Source organism: Cyanobium sp. ATX-6F1 (assembly GCF_047395825.1).
In the GTDB taxonomy this organism is placed as follows: domain Bacteria; phylum Cyanobacteriota; class Cyanobacteriia; order PCC-6307; family Cyanobiaceae; genus ATX-6F1.
In genome coordinates, this window is record NZ_JBCEBF010000001.1 from 1,330,866 (window position 1) to 1,348,215 (window position 17,350).

The following is a 17,350-nucleotide window of genomic DNA, read 5'->3' on the forward strand; positions in this document are numbered from 1 at the left end:
GCACCATCAATGTGGGCACCGGTACGGTAACCAACAACGGCACGATCAAACCCGGCGGTACGGGCGCGGCGGGCACGCTCAACATCACCGGCAATTTCGTCAGCAGCGCAAGCGGCATCATTGAAGCCGAACTGGGAGGCACCACCGCTGGCAGTCAGTACGACCGGCTGGCGGTTTCAGGCAACGTGACCCTGGGGGGCACCTTGAACAGCCCCCTGATCAATGGCTTCGTACCCTCCGGGCAAAGCTTTGATGTGATCACCGCCGGCGGCACCGCCACCGGCAGCTTTGCCAGCTCCAATCTGCCTTCTGGGTTCAACGGGGCGATTGTGGGCAGCGTCTACCGGCTCACTAACTCCGGCCTGGGCTGCCTGGGGATCTGCTGGGATGGCGGCGGTGGTGACACCAGCTGGGAAAATGTGGCGAACTGGGGTGGAGATCTTTTACCCACCGCCATTGATGTGGCCTACCTGAACCTGGTGGGCGGTGTCGATGTGACCCTCTCCAGCAGCCAGAGCGTCAAAGGGCTGAACAGCATCGCTGGAAACAACCTCACGATCAATTCCGGTGGGTCGTTGACGCTGAATGATTCAGGCACGAGTTCCAGCTTGAACGGTGGACTGACGATCAACGGCGGCACGCTAGGTGGCACGGGTGATGTGACGGTCAGTGGGGCGTTTGACGTCACCTCCTCCAGCTACCTGAGTGGACCTGGATTGTTCACGACGCAGGGCACCAGCACGGTGAACATGCCCAGTGAGCTCGGAGGCTACTTGAACCTTGAGGGCGGTAAGAACTGGGTGAACGAAGGCACACTGACGATCGGTGGTGATGACTTGATCTACTTTGGCTTTGTCGGAGGGGGCGCCAACACGCTGACGAATGCGGTGGGCGCGACCTTGAATCTATCGAGCGCCGCTGGCACGCCGCTGAGCTATTGGGCCGGCACAGCGGAGGTGATCAATGCGGGGACATTGAACCAGACGGTGGTCGGTGCGCACACGATTGACGTCAACTTCAACAACACGGGCACGGTGAATGTTGATGTGGGCACGCTGTCGATTGGCGGCAGCGGTAGCGACAGCGGCAGCTACGCGGTGGATGCGGGAACCACGCTCAACTTCAGCAGCGGTACACGCGACCTGAATGCGGGCAGCAACATCACCGGCCTAGGAACGCTAAGCGTCTCGGGTGCGACGGTAAATGCCAACAACCTTTTGGATATCGCGTCAACGGGCACGCCGCTCACAGTCGCTAGTGGTGCGCTGAATCTCAATGGCAGTGCCATCACCGGCACTTTGGCGCCTGTGAGCATCAGCGGCGGCGCGCTCAACGTCAACACCACTAATCCGATCACGTTACCGAGTCTTGTCCTCAGCGGCGGCACACTCGGTGGCACGGGAGATGTGACGGTCAGTGGTGCCTTTGACGTCACCTCCTCCAGCTACCTGAGTGGACCTGGATTGTTCACGACGCAGGGCACCAGCACGGTGAACATGCCCAGTGAGCTCGGAGGCTACTTGAACCTTGAGGGCGGTAAGAACTGGGTGAACGAAGGCACACTGACGATCGGTGGTGATGACTTGATCTACTTTGGCTTTGTCGGAGGGGGAGCCAACACGCTGACGAATGCGGTGGGCGCGACCTTGAATCTATCGAGCGCCGCTGGCACGCCGCTGAGCTATTGGGCCGGCACAGCGGAGGTGATCAATGCGGGGACATTGAACCAGACGGTGGTCGGTGCGCACACGATTGACGTCAACTTCAACAACACGGGCACGGTGAATGTTGATGTGGGCACGCTGTCGATTGGCGGCAGCGGTAGCGACAGCGGCAGCTACGCGGTGGATGCGGGAACCACGCTCAACTTCAGCAGCGGTACACGCGACCTGAATGCGGGCAGCAACATCACCGGCCTAGGAACGCTAAGCGTCTCGGGTGCGACGGTGAATGCCAACATCGCGCTTGACTTTTTAGCCAGCGGAACGTCGCTTTCCGTAAGTAATAATGGATCGCTCTACGTCAATAGTGGTCTAACGGTCGGCAATCTGCCACTCGATGGCGGCACGCTGGGTGGCACGGGAGATGTGACGGTCAGTGGTGCCTTTGACGTCACCTCCTTCAGCTACCTGAGTGGACCTGGATTGTTCACGACGCAGGGCACCAGCACGGTGAACATGCCCAGTGAGCTCGGAGGCTACTTGAACCTTGAGGGCGGTAAGAACTGGGTGAACGAAGGCACACTGACGATCGGTGGTGATGACTTGATCTACTTTGGCTTTGTCGGAGGGGGCGCCAACACGCTGACGAATGCGGTGGGCGCGACCTTGAATCTATCGAGCGCCGCTGGCACGCCGCTGAGCTATTGGGCCGGCACAGCGGAGGTGATCAATGCGGGGACATTGAACCAGACGGTGGTCGGTGCGCACACGATTGACGTCAACTTCAACAACACGGGCACGGTGAATGTTGATGTGGGCACGCTGTCGATTGGCGGCAGCGGTAGCGACAGCGGCAGCTACGCGGTGGATGCGGGAACCACGCTCAACTTCAGCAGCGGTACACGCGACCTGAATGCGGGCAGCAACATCACCGGCCTAGGAACGCTAAGCGTCTCGGGTGCGACGGTAAATGCCAACAACCTTTTGGATATCGCGTCAACGGGCACGCCGCTCACAGTCGCTAGTGGTGCGCTGAATCTCAATGGCAGTGCCATCACCGGCACTTTGGCGCCTGTGAGCATCAGCGGCGGCGCGCTCAACGTCAACACCACTAATCCGATCACGTTACCGAGTCTTGTCCTCAGCGGCGGCACACTCGGTGGCACGGGAGATGTGACGGTCAGTGGTGCCTTTGACGTCACCTCCTCCAGCTACCTGAGTGGACCTGGATTGTTCACGACGCAGGGCACCAGCACGGTGAACATGCCCAGTGAGCTCGGAGGCTACTTGAACCTTGAGGGCGGTAAGAACTGGGTGAACGAAGGCACACTGACGATCGGTGGTGATGACTTGATCTACTTTGGCTTTGTCGGAGGGGGAGCCAACACGCTGACGAATGCGGTGGGCGCGACCTTGAATCTATCGAGCGCCGCTGGCACGCCGCTGAGCTATTGGGCCGGCACAGCGGAGGTGATCAATGCGGGGACATTGAACCAGACGGTGGTCGGTGCGCACACGATTGACGTCAACTTCAACAACACGGGCACGGTGAATGTTGATGTGGGCACGCTGTCGATTGGCGGCAGCGGTAGCGACAGCGGCAGCTACGCGGTGGATGCGGGAACCACGCTCAACTTCAGCAGCGGTACACGCGACCTGAATGCGGGCAGCAACATCACCGGCCTAGGAACGCTAAGCGTCTCGGGTGCGACGGTGAATGCCAACATCGCGCTTGACTTTTTAGCCAGCGGAACGTCGCTTTCCGTAAGTAATAATGGATCGCTCTACGTCAATAGTGGTCTAACGGTCGGCAATCTGCCACTCGATGGCGGCACGCTGGGTGGCACGGGAGATGTGACGGTCAGTGGTGCCTTTGACGTCACCTCCTTCAGCTACCTGAGTGGACCTGGATTGTTCACGACGCAGGGCACCAGCACGGTGAACATGCCCAGTGAGCTCGGAGGCTACTTGAACCTTGAGGGCGGTAAGAACTGGGTGAACGAAGGCACACTGACGATCGGTGGTGATGACTTGATCTACTTTGGCTTTGTCGGAGGGGGCGCCAACACGCTGACGAATGCGGTGGGCGCGACCTTGAATCTATCGAGCGCCGCTGGCACGCCGCTGAGCTATTGGGCCGGCACAGCGGAGGTGATCAATGCGGGGACATTGAACCAGACGGTGGTCGGTGCGCACACGATTGACGTCAACTTCAACAACACGGGCACGGTGAATGTTGATGTGGGCACGCTGTCGATTGGCGGCAGCGGTAGCGACAGCGGCAGCTACGCGGTGGATGCGGGAACCACGCTCAACTTCAGCAGCGGTACACGCGACCTGAATGCGGGCAGCAACATCACCGGCCTGGGAACGCTGAGCGTCTCGGGTGCGACGGTGAATGCCAACATCGCGCTTGACTTTTTAGCCAGCGGAACGTCGCTTTCCGTAAGTAATAATGGATCGCTCTACGTCAATAGTGGTCTAACGGTCGGCAATCTGCCACTCGATGGCGGCACGCTGGGTGGCACGGGAGATGTGACGGTCAGTGGTGCCTTTGACGTCACCTCCTTCAGCTACCTGAGTGGACCTGGATTGTTCACGACGCAGGGCACCAGCACGGTGAACATGCCCAGTGAGCTCGGAGGCTACTTGAACCTTGAGGGCGGTAAGAACTGGGTGAACGAAGGCACACTGACGATCGGTGGTGATGACTTGATCTACTTTGGCTTTGTCGGAGGGGGCGCCAACACGCTGACGAATGCGGTGGGCGCGACCTTGAATCTATCGAGCGCCGCTGGCACGCCGCTGAGCTATTGGGCCGGCACAGCGGAGGTGATCAATGCGGGGACATTGAACCAGACGGTGGTCGGTGCGCACACGATTGACGTCAACTTCAACAACACGGGCACGGTGAATGTTGATGTGGGCACGCTGTCGATTGGCGGCAGCGGTAGCGACAGCGGCAGCTACGCGGTGGATGCGGGAACCACGCTCAACTTCAGCAGCGGTACACGCGACCTGAATGCGGGCAGCAACATCACCGGCCTGGGAACGCTGAGCGTCTCGGGTGCGACGGTGAATGCCAACATCGCGCTTGACTTTTTAGCCAGCGGAACGTCGCTTTCCGTAAGTAATAATGGATCGCTCTACGTCAATAGTGGTCTAACGGTCGGCAATCTGCCACTCGATGGCGGCACGCTGGGTGGCACGGGAGATGTGACGGTCAGTGGTGCCTTTGACGTCACCTCCTTCAGCTACCTGAGTGGACCTGGATTGTTCACGACGCAGGGCACCAGCACGGTGAACATGCCCAGTGAGCTCGGAGGCTACTTGAACCTTGAGGGCGGTAAGAACTGGGTGAACGAAGGCACACTGACGATCGGTGGTGATGACTTGATCTACTTTGGCTTTGTCGGAGGGGGCGCCAACACGCTGACGAATGCGGTGGGCGCGACCTTGAATCTATCGAGCGCCGCTGGCACGCCGCTGAGCTATTGGGCCGGCACAGCGGAGGTGATCAATGCGGGGACATTGAACCAGACGGTGGTCGGTGCGCACACGATTGACGTCAACTTCAACAACACGGGCACGGTGAATGTTGATGTGGGCACGCTGTCGATTGGCGGCAGCGGTAGCGACAGCGGCAGCTACGCGGTGGATGCGGGAACCACGCTCAACTTCAGCAGCGGTACACGCGACCTGAATGCGGGCAGCAACATCACCGGCCTGGGAACGCTGAGCGTCTCGGGTGCGACGGTGAATGCCAACAGTGGTCTGACGATCGGCAGCAATCTGCAACTCGATGGCGGCACGCTAGGTGGCACGGGTGATGTGACGGTCAGTGGGGCGTTTGACGTCACCTCCTCCAGCTACCTGAGTGGACCTGGATTGTTCACGACGCAGGGCACCAGCACGGTGAACATGCCCAGCGTGAGTGGAGGCTCTCTAAACATTTCGAACGGTAAGAACTGGGTGAACGAAGGCACACTGACGATCGGTGGTGATGACTTGATCTACTTTGGCTTTGTCGGAGGGGGCGCCAACACGCTGACGAATGCGGTGGGCGCGACCTTGAATCTATCGAGCGCCGCTGGCACGCCGCTGAGCTATTGGGCCGGCACAGCGGAGGTGATCAATGCGGGGACATTGAACCAGACGGTGGTCGGTGCGCACACGATTGACGTCAACTTCAACAACACGGGCACGGTGAATGTTGATGTGGGCACGCTGTCGATTGGCGGTTCACTGACCCAGTCGGGCGCGATTGATGTGGCCGCTGGAGCCGTTTTTCAGAAGAGCGGCGGCTTCACCAATGCTTCCACCGGCACCCTCTCGGGCTTTGGCACCATCGATGTGGGCGCCGGCAACACGCTCACCAACCTCGGCACCATCAGCCCCGGCGGCGATGGCGTGGCGGGTGCTCTCAGCATCACCGGCGTCCTGGCCCTGAGCAGCACCTCCGTACTCAACCTCGACCTGGGCGGCGCCACGCCTGGCAGTCAATACGACCGGCTGGCGGTTTCGGGCAATGTGAACCTCGGGGGCACGATCAACACCCAACTCATCAATGGTTTTAGCCCCAGCCTGGGCCAGAACTTTGATGTGATCACATCCGGCGGCACCGCCACCGGTAGCTTTGCCGGCTCGAATCTGCCTTCTGGTTTCAATGGGGCGATCGTCTTTGGCAGCGTCTACCGGCTCACCAATTCCGGCCTGAGCTGCCTGGGGGTCTGTTGGGATGGCGGCGGTGGTGACACCAGCTGGGAAACCCTGGCCAACTGGAGTGGCGATCAATTGCCCACCACCAGCGATGTGGCCTACCTGAACCTGGTGGGCGGTGTCGATGTGACCCTCTCCAGCAGCCAGAGCGTCAAAGGTCTCAATAGCATCGTGGGTAACAACCTCACGATCAATTCCGGTGGTTTGTTGACCCTGAATGATTCAGGAACGAGCTCCACATTGAATGGTGAACTAGCCATCTACGATGGCGCGTTGACGACCAATGGAGCGCTAACACTGAATGGAAATTCGGTGTGGGCCGGCGGCACCCTTGCTGGAGCGGGATCATTAACGGTGGGGAGTGGGGCAACGCTGGTGGTGGGTGGCGGGAGTGGGATTGTTCCTGGCACGTATGGCTTGAGTCGGCTGACGAATCAGGGGACGGTTCAATGGTTGGCTGAGGGATTAAATTATAGTGCTGATGGTGTAATTGATAACAGCGGCTTGTTCGATGTGGAGATCGGTGATGTCTGGGATGCTGCCGGATCATTCACGTTCGCGTTCAACAATTTGACTGGAGGAGAGCTGCGCAAGAGTGGGCTGGGAATTAGCTTCTTGGGTAGCGTGAATCTGACCAACAACGGCTTGGTGGATGTGAGATCTGGCACGTTAGTGGTTAGCCCTAATTCTTTGATACAGAATAATGGGCTGATTCAGACGGCTTCAGATGCAAGCTTTCAGGTCCAATCCGACTTGACGAATGCCTCCACCGGCACCCTCTCGGGTGGCATTGAAGTCTATTTTGGCACGTTGATCAACTTTGGCACGATCAGCCCCGGTGGTGATGGCGTGGTTGGAGTAATAGGCGCCGACAACCTGATCTTGGGCAGCACCTCCGTGCTCAACCTGGACATTGGTGGCGCCACGGGAAGCCAATACGACAGGCTGTTTACTGCAAACGTCGTCGGCAACGCAAGCCTCGATGGCACGATCAACGCCCAGTTGATCAATGGCTATAGCCCCAGCCCAGGCCAGAACTTCGATGTGATCCTCTCCGCCACCACCACCGGCAGCTTTGCCAGCTCGAATCTGCCTTCGGGATTCAACGGCGCGATTGTGGGCAGCGTCTACCGACTCACCAATTCCGGCCTGAGCTGCCTGGGCGTCTGTTGGGATGGCGGCGGCGGCACCACCGGCTGGGAAACCCTCGCCAACTGGAGCGGCGATCAATTGCCCACCACCACCGATGTGGCCTACCTGAACCTGGTGGGCGGTGTTGATGTGACCCTCTCCAGCAGCCAGAGCGTCAAGGGGCTCAACAGCCTTGTTGCTAACAACCTCACAATCAATTCCGGTGGGTCGTTGACACTGAACGATCCAGGCACCGCCTCCAACCTCGCTGGCGATCTCACCGTTAATGGCACCCTGAACATTGAATCGCCCCTCAGCGCATCGTCGTTGGCCCTCAACGGCGGAGCTTTGGGTGGCAGCGGCAGCCTCACGGTTTCCAATGCCTTCACGCGTACGGGCGGAACCACGGGCACCAGCCTCACCGGGGTCACGCTCAACCAGGCCAGCGGTGATCTCAGCCCGGGCGCCTGGAGCGTCAATGGACCGGTGTCGTTCACGGCGGCGGCTGGAAACCTGCTGATCGATGGACCCGTGACGGCCACCACCCTGCTGGGCCGCGGTGCCACAGGGCTGACGCTGCAGCCCGGTGTCGTGCTGAACGCCACGGCAAGCACGGGGAGTTCCTTGGTGCTCGAGGCCGGCACGGGCGCCTTCACCAACCTGGCCGGCGCCGGGGCGCTAGCGGTCGCACCAGGGGCGCGCTGGTTGGTCTATTCCGCCAGCCCCCTGACCGACAACCGCGGCGGCTTGAGCTATGCCTTCAAGCAATACGGCATCACCTACGGCAGTGCGACCCCCGTAGTGGGCGCCGGCAATGGCTTCCTCTACGGCGCCACGCCAACGGTCACGGCCAGCCTCACCGGCAGCATCAGCAAGACCTACGACGGCACCGTGGCAGCCCCGCTCGCGGCTGGCAACTATCTCGTCACTGGCGCGATCGACAGCGACACCGTACAGGTGAACAATCCCACGCTGGGCACGTACACATCGGCCGGGACCGGGGGGCGTGGTGCGAAGGATGCCGGCAGTGGTAAGGATGTCTCCGCTGCTGGGGTGGCGATCACCGGGGCCAGCGAGGGTGCGGTCGCGGTGTATGGCTACCAGTTGGCCAGCTCAACAGCGACCGGTACCGCCCTGGGCACGATCAATCCCCTCGCGCTCACCGGTGCCGCGATTGCGCCCTCCAGCTCCATTTACGGTTCGGCCCTCAGCCCCGGTGCGGTCAGCTTCTCCAATGTCTTTTCAGGGGATCTCGTCGGCGCCACGGCTTCCGTCAACACAGGCGGCGTGAGCAGTAGCGGCAACTCCATCGTTGGCGCCTACACCCAAACGGTCAGCACCACCCTCAGCGGTAGCGATGCGGCGAACTACAGCTTCTCAGGCTTCACATCAACTCCCAACTACACGATCAGTCCGCTGGCCCTCACAGGCGCTGCGATCGCTTCGGGCAGTTCCATCTACGGCTCAGCACTTGCCCCCGGCGCCGTCAGCTTTGGCAATCTCCTCGTAGGGGATCTCGTTGGCGCCACGGCTTCCGTCAACACAGGCGGCGTGAGCAGTAGCGGTAACTCCATCGTTGGCGCCTACACCCAATCCGCTGGCACGACCCTCATCGGTGGCGATGCGGCGAACTACAGCTTCTCGGGCTTCACCTCAACGCCCAACTACACGATCAGCCCGCTCGCCCTCACAGGCGCGGCGATCGGCTCGGGCAGTTCCATCTACGGCTCAGCGCTCACCCCAGGCGCGGTGAGCTTTGGCAACCTCTTCTCCGGTGATCTCGTCGGAGCTGCCGCTGCGGTCAACACCTCCACCTTGAGCACGGGCGGCAACCCGATCGTTGGTGCCTACACCCAATCCGCCAGCACGGCCCTCAGCGGCTCTGATGCGGCGAACTACAGCTTCTCGGGCTTCACATCAACGCCTAACTACACAATCAGCCCGCTGGCGCTCACAGGCGCAGCGATTGCTTCGGGCAGTTCGACCTACGGCTCTGCCCTCACCCCAGGCGCGGTGAGCTTTGGCAATCTCTTCTCCGGTGATCTCGTCGGCTCTGCCATCTCCGTCAACACCTCCATCCTCAGCACCGGCGGCCAAGCCATCGTTGGCGGTTACACCCAATCCGCCAGCACGGCCCTCAGCGGCTCTGATGCGGCGAACTACTCCTTCTCGGGCTTCACGTCAGCGTCCATCTACACGATCAGTCCCCTAGACCTCACGGCCACGGGGTTCTCGCGAACAACAAGGTCTACGACGGCAACACCGTGGCGACGATCAGCACCAGCGGCGCGACCCTTACGGGTCTGATCGCGGGTGACCGTGTGGCCCTTGCTGGTGGCACAGGTCTGTTCGCCGATGCCAACGTGGGCCTGGCCAAGCCCGTGGCCGTCAGCGGCTTGGGCCTTGGTGGCACCGACGCTGCCAACTACAGCCTGCTGCCTTCCAGCAGCCTCTCCGCCGACATCGCCATCCGCCCCCTCGCCACCTGGAGCGCCTCCACTGCCGGCAACTGGAGCGATCCGGCCAACTGGGATGCCCTGCCCAGCGGCTCCAACGTGGCCGCCGTGGCGATCCCAGTCGGCAGCGGCGCCCTCACCTATGACGCCGCCGCCGGCAGCACCAACCTGCAAAGCCTCTTCAACGATCAAAACCTCAGCATCACCGGTGGTTCCCTGGCGGTGAGTGGTGCCACATCCGTGGCCAGCGGCGCCAGCTTGAGCCTCAATGGCGGCAGCTTCTCCACCGCCACGTTGATCAACGAAGGGCTGGTGAACGGCAGCGGCCCACTCGCGCTTAATGGGACCTACACGGAGAACGGCGGCAGCCTTGGCAGCAACTTCTCCAGCGTTGCGATCACCCAGACCAGCGGCGACCTGAACCTCAGTGGCGTGGGGGCTACGGGCCCCGTGAGCCTCTCCAGCAGCGCCGGCGGCCTCAATCTCAGCGGCGCTGTGAGCTCCGCTGGTGGTCCCATCAGCCTCAGCTCCAGCGGCCCCACCTTGCTTGCCTCCGGTTCATTGCTCACCAGCCCCGGCGCTCTGATCTCCGTGAGCAGCGGCGGCCCCCTGAGCCTTCTGGGTGCCCGCGTCGATGCCAGCGGCAGCAGTGCCGGCGGCACGGTGCAGCTTGATGGCAGCTCGCTCACACTCACCAACGCCACGCTGAACACCTCCGGTGCCAGCGACGGTGGTTTGATTCAGCTGGGTCTCAAAACCCTGCCGAGCAGCACCACCATTACCAACAGCAGCCTGGTGGCCGATCCGCCGGGCCTGGGCGGCACGATCACCATCGACGGCCGTGCCATCGCCCTGGTCGGCTCCACATTGAACGTGGTCGGTCTCAGTGGTGGCTCGATCCTGTTGGGTTCGGCCAACACCGCCACCTTGAGTCTCGATGCCGCCACATCCCTGGTCGGCGGCGGTGGGGCGTCGTTCAGCCTGTTCGCCGGCTCAATCGTTAACAACGCCAGCATCATCGGCGGCCGTCTGTTCGTGAACGGCGTGGACTTGGGCGCCGTGACGGTGCTGCCTGATCTGCCCTCGATCGAGGCGCTGCCCGCTGAGGTGGCATTCCAGTTCAGCGTCGATCTTGGTCAGAGCTCTCCGCTCTCCAGCGTTGATTACACGGCACCGGGTTCGTTGCTGGTCGCCCAGTGGGAGCAAGTGGGGATCGATCCGCTCTCGATCAGCCTGAGCGAATCGGCGTTCCTGTTCGCCGACACTTGGATGACGTCAGCTCAGGGTCCCCTGGCGGTGTGGGACAGCCCCACGTCGGGAAGTTTCGCTGAGCTCTTCAGCGATCTGGCCCTCGCTTCGCCCTATGGCCAGCCCCTGCAGCTTGATCCCGAACTGCTGAGCAACCCGGTGTTCGCCCTGGAGGCCGCTCGCTCTTTCGGCGAACTGATGAACCTTCGCCTGGCCCAGGACCTGTTCCCCTCGGCCGGGGCCGGGGCCGGGGCCGGGGCTGTGGCGGAGGCGGCCCCTTCACTGCTGGCGTCTCTGATGCCGGCTGTCGAGCCCAGCGCCCTGCGGCTCTATCAGGATCTGTACCCGTCAGCGGCGATCAGCACGGCCTGGCCCCCGGGTCCCGTGCTCGGTGGGGTGGTGGACGCGTCGACCGTGGCGGAGCGTTCGATTCAGTTGCTCTCATCCCTGCAGGTGATGGAGCAGTTCACGGCGGCGGATCAGCGGGCCCTGGCGGAATCGGCCGTCCTGCTGGCCGATGGCTCGATCTACAGCCAGCCGGTGCAGCTCAATCTCGAATGGACACGGCCCATTCCGTCTGCCCCCGCGGCCGCCCCCTCGGCCGCCTTGGCCGCAACGGGGGCCACTGCGGATCCGTTCAGCCTGCGCTTGCTGCAAGCGCTGTTCCCCTCTACGGCCTTCAATCAGACCTGGCCTTCCGGCGCGGTGCTCAGCCTTTCGGGCGGCCCCCAGGGCCTGTTTGATCGGGCCGTGCAGCAGTTGTCTCCCCAGCAGGTGAACGATCAATTCACGTCCTCAGAGCAGAAGGCGCTGGAAGACACCGCCTCCAAGCTCGGCCTGGAGGGCGGAGGCAGGGTGGCCCCAAGCCCGGCCCAGCTGCAGCAGAGCCTGCGGGAGGTGATTCAGGCGGTGCGTCGCCGGATCAGCGGCCGTTGAGCCTCGCCCTCACTGCAGGTAGGTGATCTGCCCCAGACTGCTCTCCAGGTGGTCCATCAGCCGCTGGGCGTCGTTGATGCGCAGATCGCCGCGGCTGATCGCCGCCTCACTGGCCACACGTAGCCGTTCCAGCAGCAACTCAGGCTGGTGCTCCATCGCCTGGAGCACATCGGCGTTGGTGTCGCCCCGCACCACGTGATCCAGGCGGTAGCCGCCGCCGGCGGCCAGGCGGATGTGTACGGCGTTGGTGCTGCCGAACAGGTTGTGCAGGTTGCCCATCACCTCCTGGTAGGCCCCGCCCAGGAACAAGCCGATCCAGTAGGGCTCGCCTGGCTTGAGCGCGTGCAGTTCCAGCAGCGGCTTCACCTGACCGCGGTCGATGAAGCGGGCCAGCTTGCCGTCGGAGTCGCAGGTGAGGTCGGCGAAGCTGCCGAGCTGATCGGGTCGTTCGCCCAGCCGGTGGATCGGCATCACCGGGAACAGCTGATCGATCGCCCAGGTGTCGGGCGCTGAACGGAACACCGAGAGGTTGGCGTAGTAGGTGCTGGCCAGGGCGGCCTGTAGCCCCTTGAGCTCATCGGGTACGCCGACGGCTGGTAGCCGTTGGGCGATCGCCTGGCAGCAGGCCCAGGTGAGCTGCTCCGCCAGGGCCCGTTCCGGCAGGCTCAGGTAGCCGAGGCGGAAGGCCGAGAGGGCGTCTTCCTTGAACTTGAGCGCGTCGTTCCAGGCCTCCTGCAGGTGCCGGGTGTCGCCGTGCTCCGTGGCGTTGATGCCGGCCAGGGTGTCACGCAGGTTGCGCACGATCAGCGGTTCACCCTCCAGCGCTTCGGGCACCGCGTCCGGCACGCCGGCGGCGCCGAGCACATCGAACACCAACACGCTGAAGTGGCTGGCGAGCGCCCGGCCGCTCTCACTCACCAGGGTGGGCAGGGCAACGCCCAGGGGTTCGCAGCACTCCCGCACCGTGGCCACCACGTCGTTGGCGTAGTTCTGCAGCGAGTAGTTGGTGGAGGCGGCGGTGGCGGTGCGGCTGCCGTCGTAGTCGATGCCCAGGCCACCGCCCACATCGAGGTAGCCCATGGGCGCCCCCAGCTGGGCCAGCTGAACGTAGATCTGGCCCGCCTCCTGCAGGGCGTCCTTGAGCACGGCGATGTCGTTGATCTGGCTGCCCACGTGGAAGTGCAGCAGGCGCAGCTCCCCCAGCAGCCCCGCGGCCCTCAGGCGCTCCACCGTGGTGAGCAGGTCGGGGATCGAGAGGCCGAACTTGGCACGATCCCCCACCGAACTTCCCCAGCGCCCGGTGCTGCGGACCGAAAGTTTGGCGCGCACGCCGATGAACGGTGCTGCCCCCAGGGCCGCACTCGCCTCGATGATCCGCTCGACCTCATCGGCCTGCTCGATCACCACCACCGGCTGGCGCCCAAGCCGCCGGGCCAGGATCGCCGTTTCGATGTAGCGACGGTCCTTGTAGCCATTGCAGATCAGCAGTGCCTCCGGGTCATCGAGCAGGGAGAGGGCGATCAGCAGCTCCGCCTTGCTGCCCGCCTCCAGACCGAAATGCCAGCGCCGGCCGCTCTCCACCAGCTGCTCGACCACGTGGCGCTGCTGGTGGCATTTCACCGGGAACACCCCCTGGTAGCGGCCGGAGTAGCCGTACTGGGCGATCGCCCGCTCGAAGGCGGCGTGCAGCCGCTCCAGCCGGTCCTCGAGGATGTCATCAAAGCGAATCAGCAGCGGCAGGCCCAGGTTCCGTCCCTGCAGCCCCTGCACCAGCTCGACTAGATCCAACGAGCCCCCCGGTCGCCCCGGGGTTGCACCATCACGTGGCCGCGGCCATTGATCGAGAAGTAGGGCTCCCCCCAGCCATCGAGCCCATAGAGGTGGGCGCTGTCCGCCACCGACCAGGTTGTCCCGCCCGCAGTGGGGTCTGCAATGGCGCCGTAATTGGCGTCAGCAGCGGCATCAGCAGCGGTGCTCGAGGCGACCATCGGTGCGCTCAGGGGGCATGAAGCGTTTCCACTGTGCTTGCCAAGGGGGCCGACTGGCGCGGACGATGGTCCGGATTTGTGGATCAAGCACCCATGACCAGCGAACGCAGCTTCATCGCGATCAAGCCCGATGGGGTCCAGCGGGGCCTGGTGGCGGAAATCCTCGGCCGCTTCGAGCGCAAGGGCTTCAAGTTGGTGGGCCTCAAGCAGCTCACCCCCAGCCGTGAGCTGGCCGAGAGCCACTACGGCGTGCACCGCGAGCGCCCCTTTTTCGCGGGCCTGGTGGAGTTCATCACCAGCGGCCCCGTGGTGGCCATGGTGTGGGAGGGCGACGGCGTGATCGCCAGCGCCCGCAAGCTGATCGGCGCCACCAAGCCCCTGGAGGCCGAACCCGGCACCATCCGCGGTGATCTGGCGATCAACATCGGCCGCAATGTGATCCACGGCTCCGACGCCCCGGAAACGGCCGCTTTCGAGATCGGCCTGTGGTTCCGCCCCGAGGAACTCAGCGACTGGACCCCTTCCGACCAGACCTGGCGCAGCGAAGGCTGAGCCAGCCGCGGGCTGACTTTTGGCTTGGGCCAGTTCCGGCCCTTGCCGGGGTTGGCAGGCTGGGGGGACTTGTGCGTCTTCGCCATGAAGGTCCGCGGACGTCCCCTGGTGCTGGCCACCGCGATCAGCGCCGCCCTGGCCGCTGGATGGGCTGACGCGGCAACGCCTACGAAAAAGCCCAGCTCCCGGATCGTCGATGTGGCCGCCCGGCCCGCCTTCAAACGCGCGGCAGGGGCCTCCGAGGTGGCAGCCAAACCCGGACAGCTGCTCGCCCCCGGCACGGTGCTGCGCACCCAGAGCCCCGGACGGCTGCAGGTGCGCCTGGCCGATGGCCGCAGCTTCCGCCTCGGCGGTGATGCCGAACTGCATCTGGCTGGTGAGGAGCTGGACCTGCGCCGGGGCCAGATCATTGCCTGGATCAATCCCGCTCAGAAGGGCGGTTGGCCGCCGCTGCGCATCCGCACCCGGGTGGCCACCGCCTCGATCGTGGGCACCACGGTGTTCATCGATGCCAGCGCGGAGAGGGTGTTGTTCCTGAGCTGGGAGGGTCTCGTCAAGGTGGCCACCGACGACGGCAAGCGCATCCAGCTCAAAGGCGGCCAGGTCATGACCAAGACCGGTGACACCTGGGCCCTGCCCCGCCCGCTCAGCCCCGTGGAGGCCCGCGGCCGGCGCGAGCGCAACCCGCTTTTCCAGAGCTTCAGCACGCCGATGGACACCCTGCCGTTGATCGATCGGCAGATCGACGCCCTCCATTCAGCCCCCAGGAGCGCAGCTCCAGCCCAAGCCCCAGCCGCCGGGCACCGTTGAGGCGGCCGCCCCTGTGGGGTCTGGCGCTGCTGGCGCCGTTGCTCCTGGCTCTTCCGGCCCTGCGCACCAGCCCCGTCGGCCTCGCCCTGGTGGCCGCCGATGCCGCGATCGGGGCCCAGTTCTTTCGCCTTCGCGGCCCGCGCCCGGCGCCGCCGTCGCTGGTGGTGCTGGCGGTGGATGGCGATTCGCTCGCCCTCGATCGGTTGCTGGGCCCCGAGGAGCGACAGCGATCGCCGCTGTGGCGGCGCATGGGCCCCTGGCCCTGGCCGCGGGCCCTGCAGGCGGAGCTGGCGGCGGCGGTGCTGGAGCGGGGGGCAGCCCGGGTGGTGTTCAACGTCGTCTACGGCCAGCCCAGCCGCTATGGCCCCGCCGATGACAAGGCCTTCAGCGCGCGCCTGGCCCCCTGGCGTGATCGGGTGATTCTGGCGGCGGCCTATGGCCGCGAAAGCCAGGACGGGGTGGAGCGTTCCCAGCTGGACCGCCCGATCTACCCCTTCCTCCACAGCGGTCTCACCACCCTGTTGCAGAGCCCCCAGGGCCTCAGCGACGCCATTCCAGGCCTGGAGTGGCTGGAGAGCAACCTGGCGGCGTTCGCCCCGCCCCGCCCCGATCCCCTGCCGTTTGTGGCCACGGGCCGGCGGCCGCCGCGTCAGCCCCTGGGCATCAACTTTCCTGGCCCCGCCGGCCGTGTGGCCAGCGTGCCGGCCTGGCGGGTGCTGGAGCAGCCCGAAGGCTTCTGGCGTGGGCGCACCGTGCTGATCGGCGCCACCGCTCCCGAACTCGGCGGCCTGCTGGAGACGGCCTACGGACCCCAGAGCGGCACGGAGGTGCAGGCGGCCGCCCTGGCCAGCGTGCTGCGGGGCGACGGCCTGGCGCGGCCGGAGCCCGCCCTGGAAACCCTGCTGCTGCTGGCTTGGGGCTTGGCCACAGCGCTGCTGTTGCGCCGCGGCCCCAATGCCTCCGCCAGCCTGGTCACGGGCCTGGCCCTGGCGGCGGCGGCCCTGGGGCTGGGGGCCCTGCTCTGGGCCCGGGCCTTCCTGGTGCTGCCCTGGGCCGCCCTGGTCGCCATGCCCCTGGCGGCGGGTGCCGTGCGGGGCGGCGGCCAGTGGCTCAAGGAGAGCCGCGAGCGCGCCTACCTGCACCAGGTGCTGGCCCGGCGCATCTCCCCCACCCTGCTCAAGGACATCCTGCGGGAGCCGGGGCCGCTCTGGACCCAGGTGGGGGGCAGCCGCGCCGACTGCGTGGTGCTGTTCACCGACCTGGTGGGGTTCACCCCCTGAGCGCCCAGCTGGAGCCAGCGGCCCTCTTTGCCTTGCTCAACAATTACTTCGAAGCGATCGCCACCGCTGTGATCGAGGAGCAGGGGCTGCTGGACAAGTTCATCGGCGATTCGCTGATGGCGGAGTTCGGGGTGCCCCGCAGCCGCGGCGACCGCCAGGAGGCCCTGGCGGCGGCACGGGCCGCCCTGGCCATGCGCAGCAGCCTGGAGGCCCTCAACGCCGAGCTGGAGCGTGAGGGCCGCCCGACCCTGCGCCAGGGCATCGGCCTGCACTTCGGTGAGGTGATCGCTGGCAACCTGGGCTCCTCCCAGCGCCTGGAGTTCACGGTGGTGGGATCGAGCGTGAATGTGGCCAGCCGCCTGGAAGGGCTCACCCGCCGCTTCCCGGAGCACTCGATCCTGATCAGCGGCGAGCTCTTGGCCCTGCTGGGGGAACGGGCGGAGGTGGTGCCGCTCGGTGAGCACACGGTCAAGGGCTGGCCGACGCCCCTGGCGGTGTATGCCTTGGAGGGTCTGCGGCCGGAGGCTTGAGGCCGAGGGGGCCAGGCCTGGTCACCGGGGGCAGAATGG

The 17,350-nt window shown here is 64.5% G+C and carries 6 protein-coding genes and 1 pseudogene; 6 read left to right on the forward strand and 1 reads right to left on the reverse strand.

Annotation, left to right across the window (positions count from 1 at the left end; all coding sequences use genetic code 11):
* The first annotated feature begins 11 nt into the window (after window positions 1–11).
* Both AAF143_RS07795 and AAF143_RS07800 read left to right on the forward strand, forming a co-directional pair.
* Window positions 12–9,818, forward strand: a complete 9,807-nt coding sequence (locus AAF143_RS07795) for a beta strand repeat-containing protein (RefSeq protein ID WP_414026740.1) — start codon at window positions 12–14, stop codon at window positions 9,816–9,818.
* The gene (locus AAF143_RS07800) at window positions 9,776–12,151 is read left to right on the forward strand and encodes a YDG domain-containing protein (protein ID WP_414026741.1); all 2,376 of its coding nucleotides are present in this window, start codon (window positions 9,776–9,778) and stop codon (window positions 12,149–12,151) included. The genes AAF143_RS07795 and AAF143_RS07800 overlap by 43 nt, the downstream gene beginning before the upstream one ends.
* A 9-nt stretch (window positions 12,152–12,160) precedes the next feature.
* Here the strand turns inward: AAF143_RS07800 and speA are convergent.
* Window positions 12,161–14,139: pseudogene (gene speA, locus AAF143_RS07805) on the reverse strand (biosynthetic arginine decarboxylase).
* Between the two features lie 93 nt (window positions 14,140–14,232).
* Here speA and ndk point away from each other — a divergent pair.
* The 4 genes from ndk (at window position 14,233) to AAF143_RS07825 (ending at window position 17,311) form a co-directional block, all read left to right on the forward strand.
* A complete protein-coding gene (ndk, locus tag AAF143_RS07810; protein ID WP_255007978.1) occupies window positions 14,233–14,691 on the forward strand; it encodes a nucleoside-diphosphate kinase in 459 nt (152 codons plus the stop codon).
* Window positions 14,692–14,775: 84 nt separating this feature from the next.
* Window positions 14,776–15,501, forward strand: a complete 726-nt coding sequence (locus AAF143_RS07815) for a FecR family protein (protein ID WP_255007979.1) — start codon at window positions 14,776–14,778, stop codon at window positions 15,499–15,501.
* Entirely contained in the window at window positions 15,498–16,781 is a 1,284-nt protein-coding gene (locus AAF143_RS07820; protein ID WP_414026742.1) for a CHASE2 domain-containing protein, read from the forward strand. Before AAF143_RS07815 ends, AAF143_RS07820 begins: the two co-directional genes overlap by 4 nt.
* A 32-nt stretch (window positions 16,782–16,813) precedes the next feature.
* Window positions 16,814–17,311 carry an adenylate/guanylate cyclase domain-containing protein gene (locus tag AAF143_RS07825; RefSeq protein WP_414026743.1) on the forward strand — a complete coding sequence of 166 codons (498 nt, stop codon included), beginning with the start codon at window positions 16,814–16,816 and terminating at the stop codon, window positions 17,309–17,311.
* The last annotated feature ends 39 nt before the right edge of the window (window positions 17,312–17,350 follow it).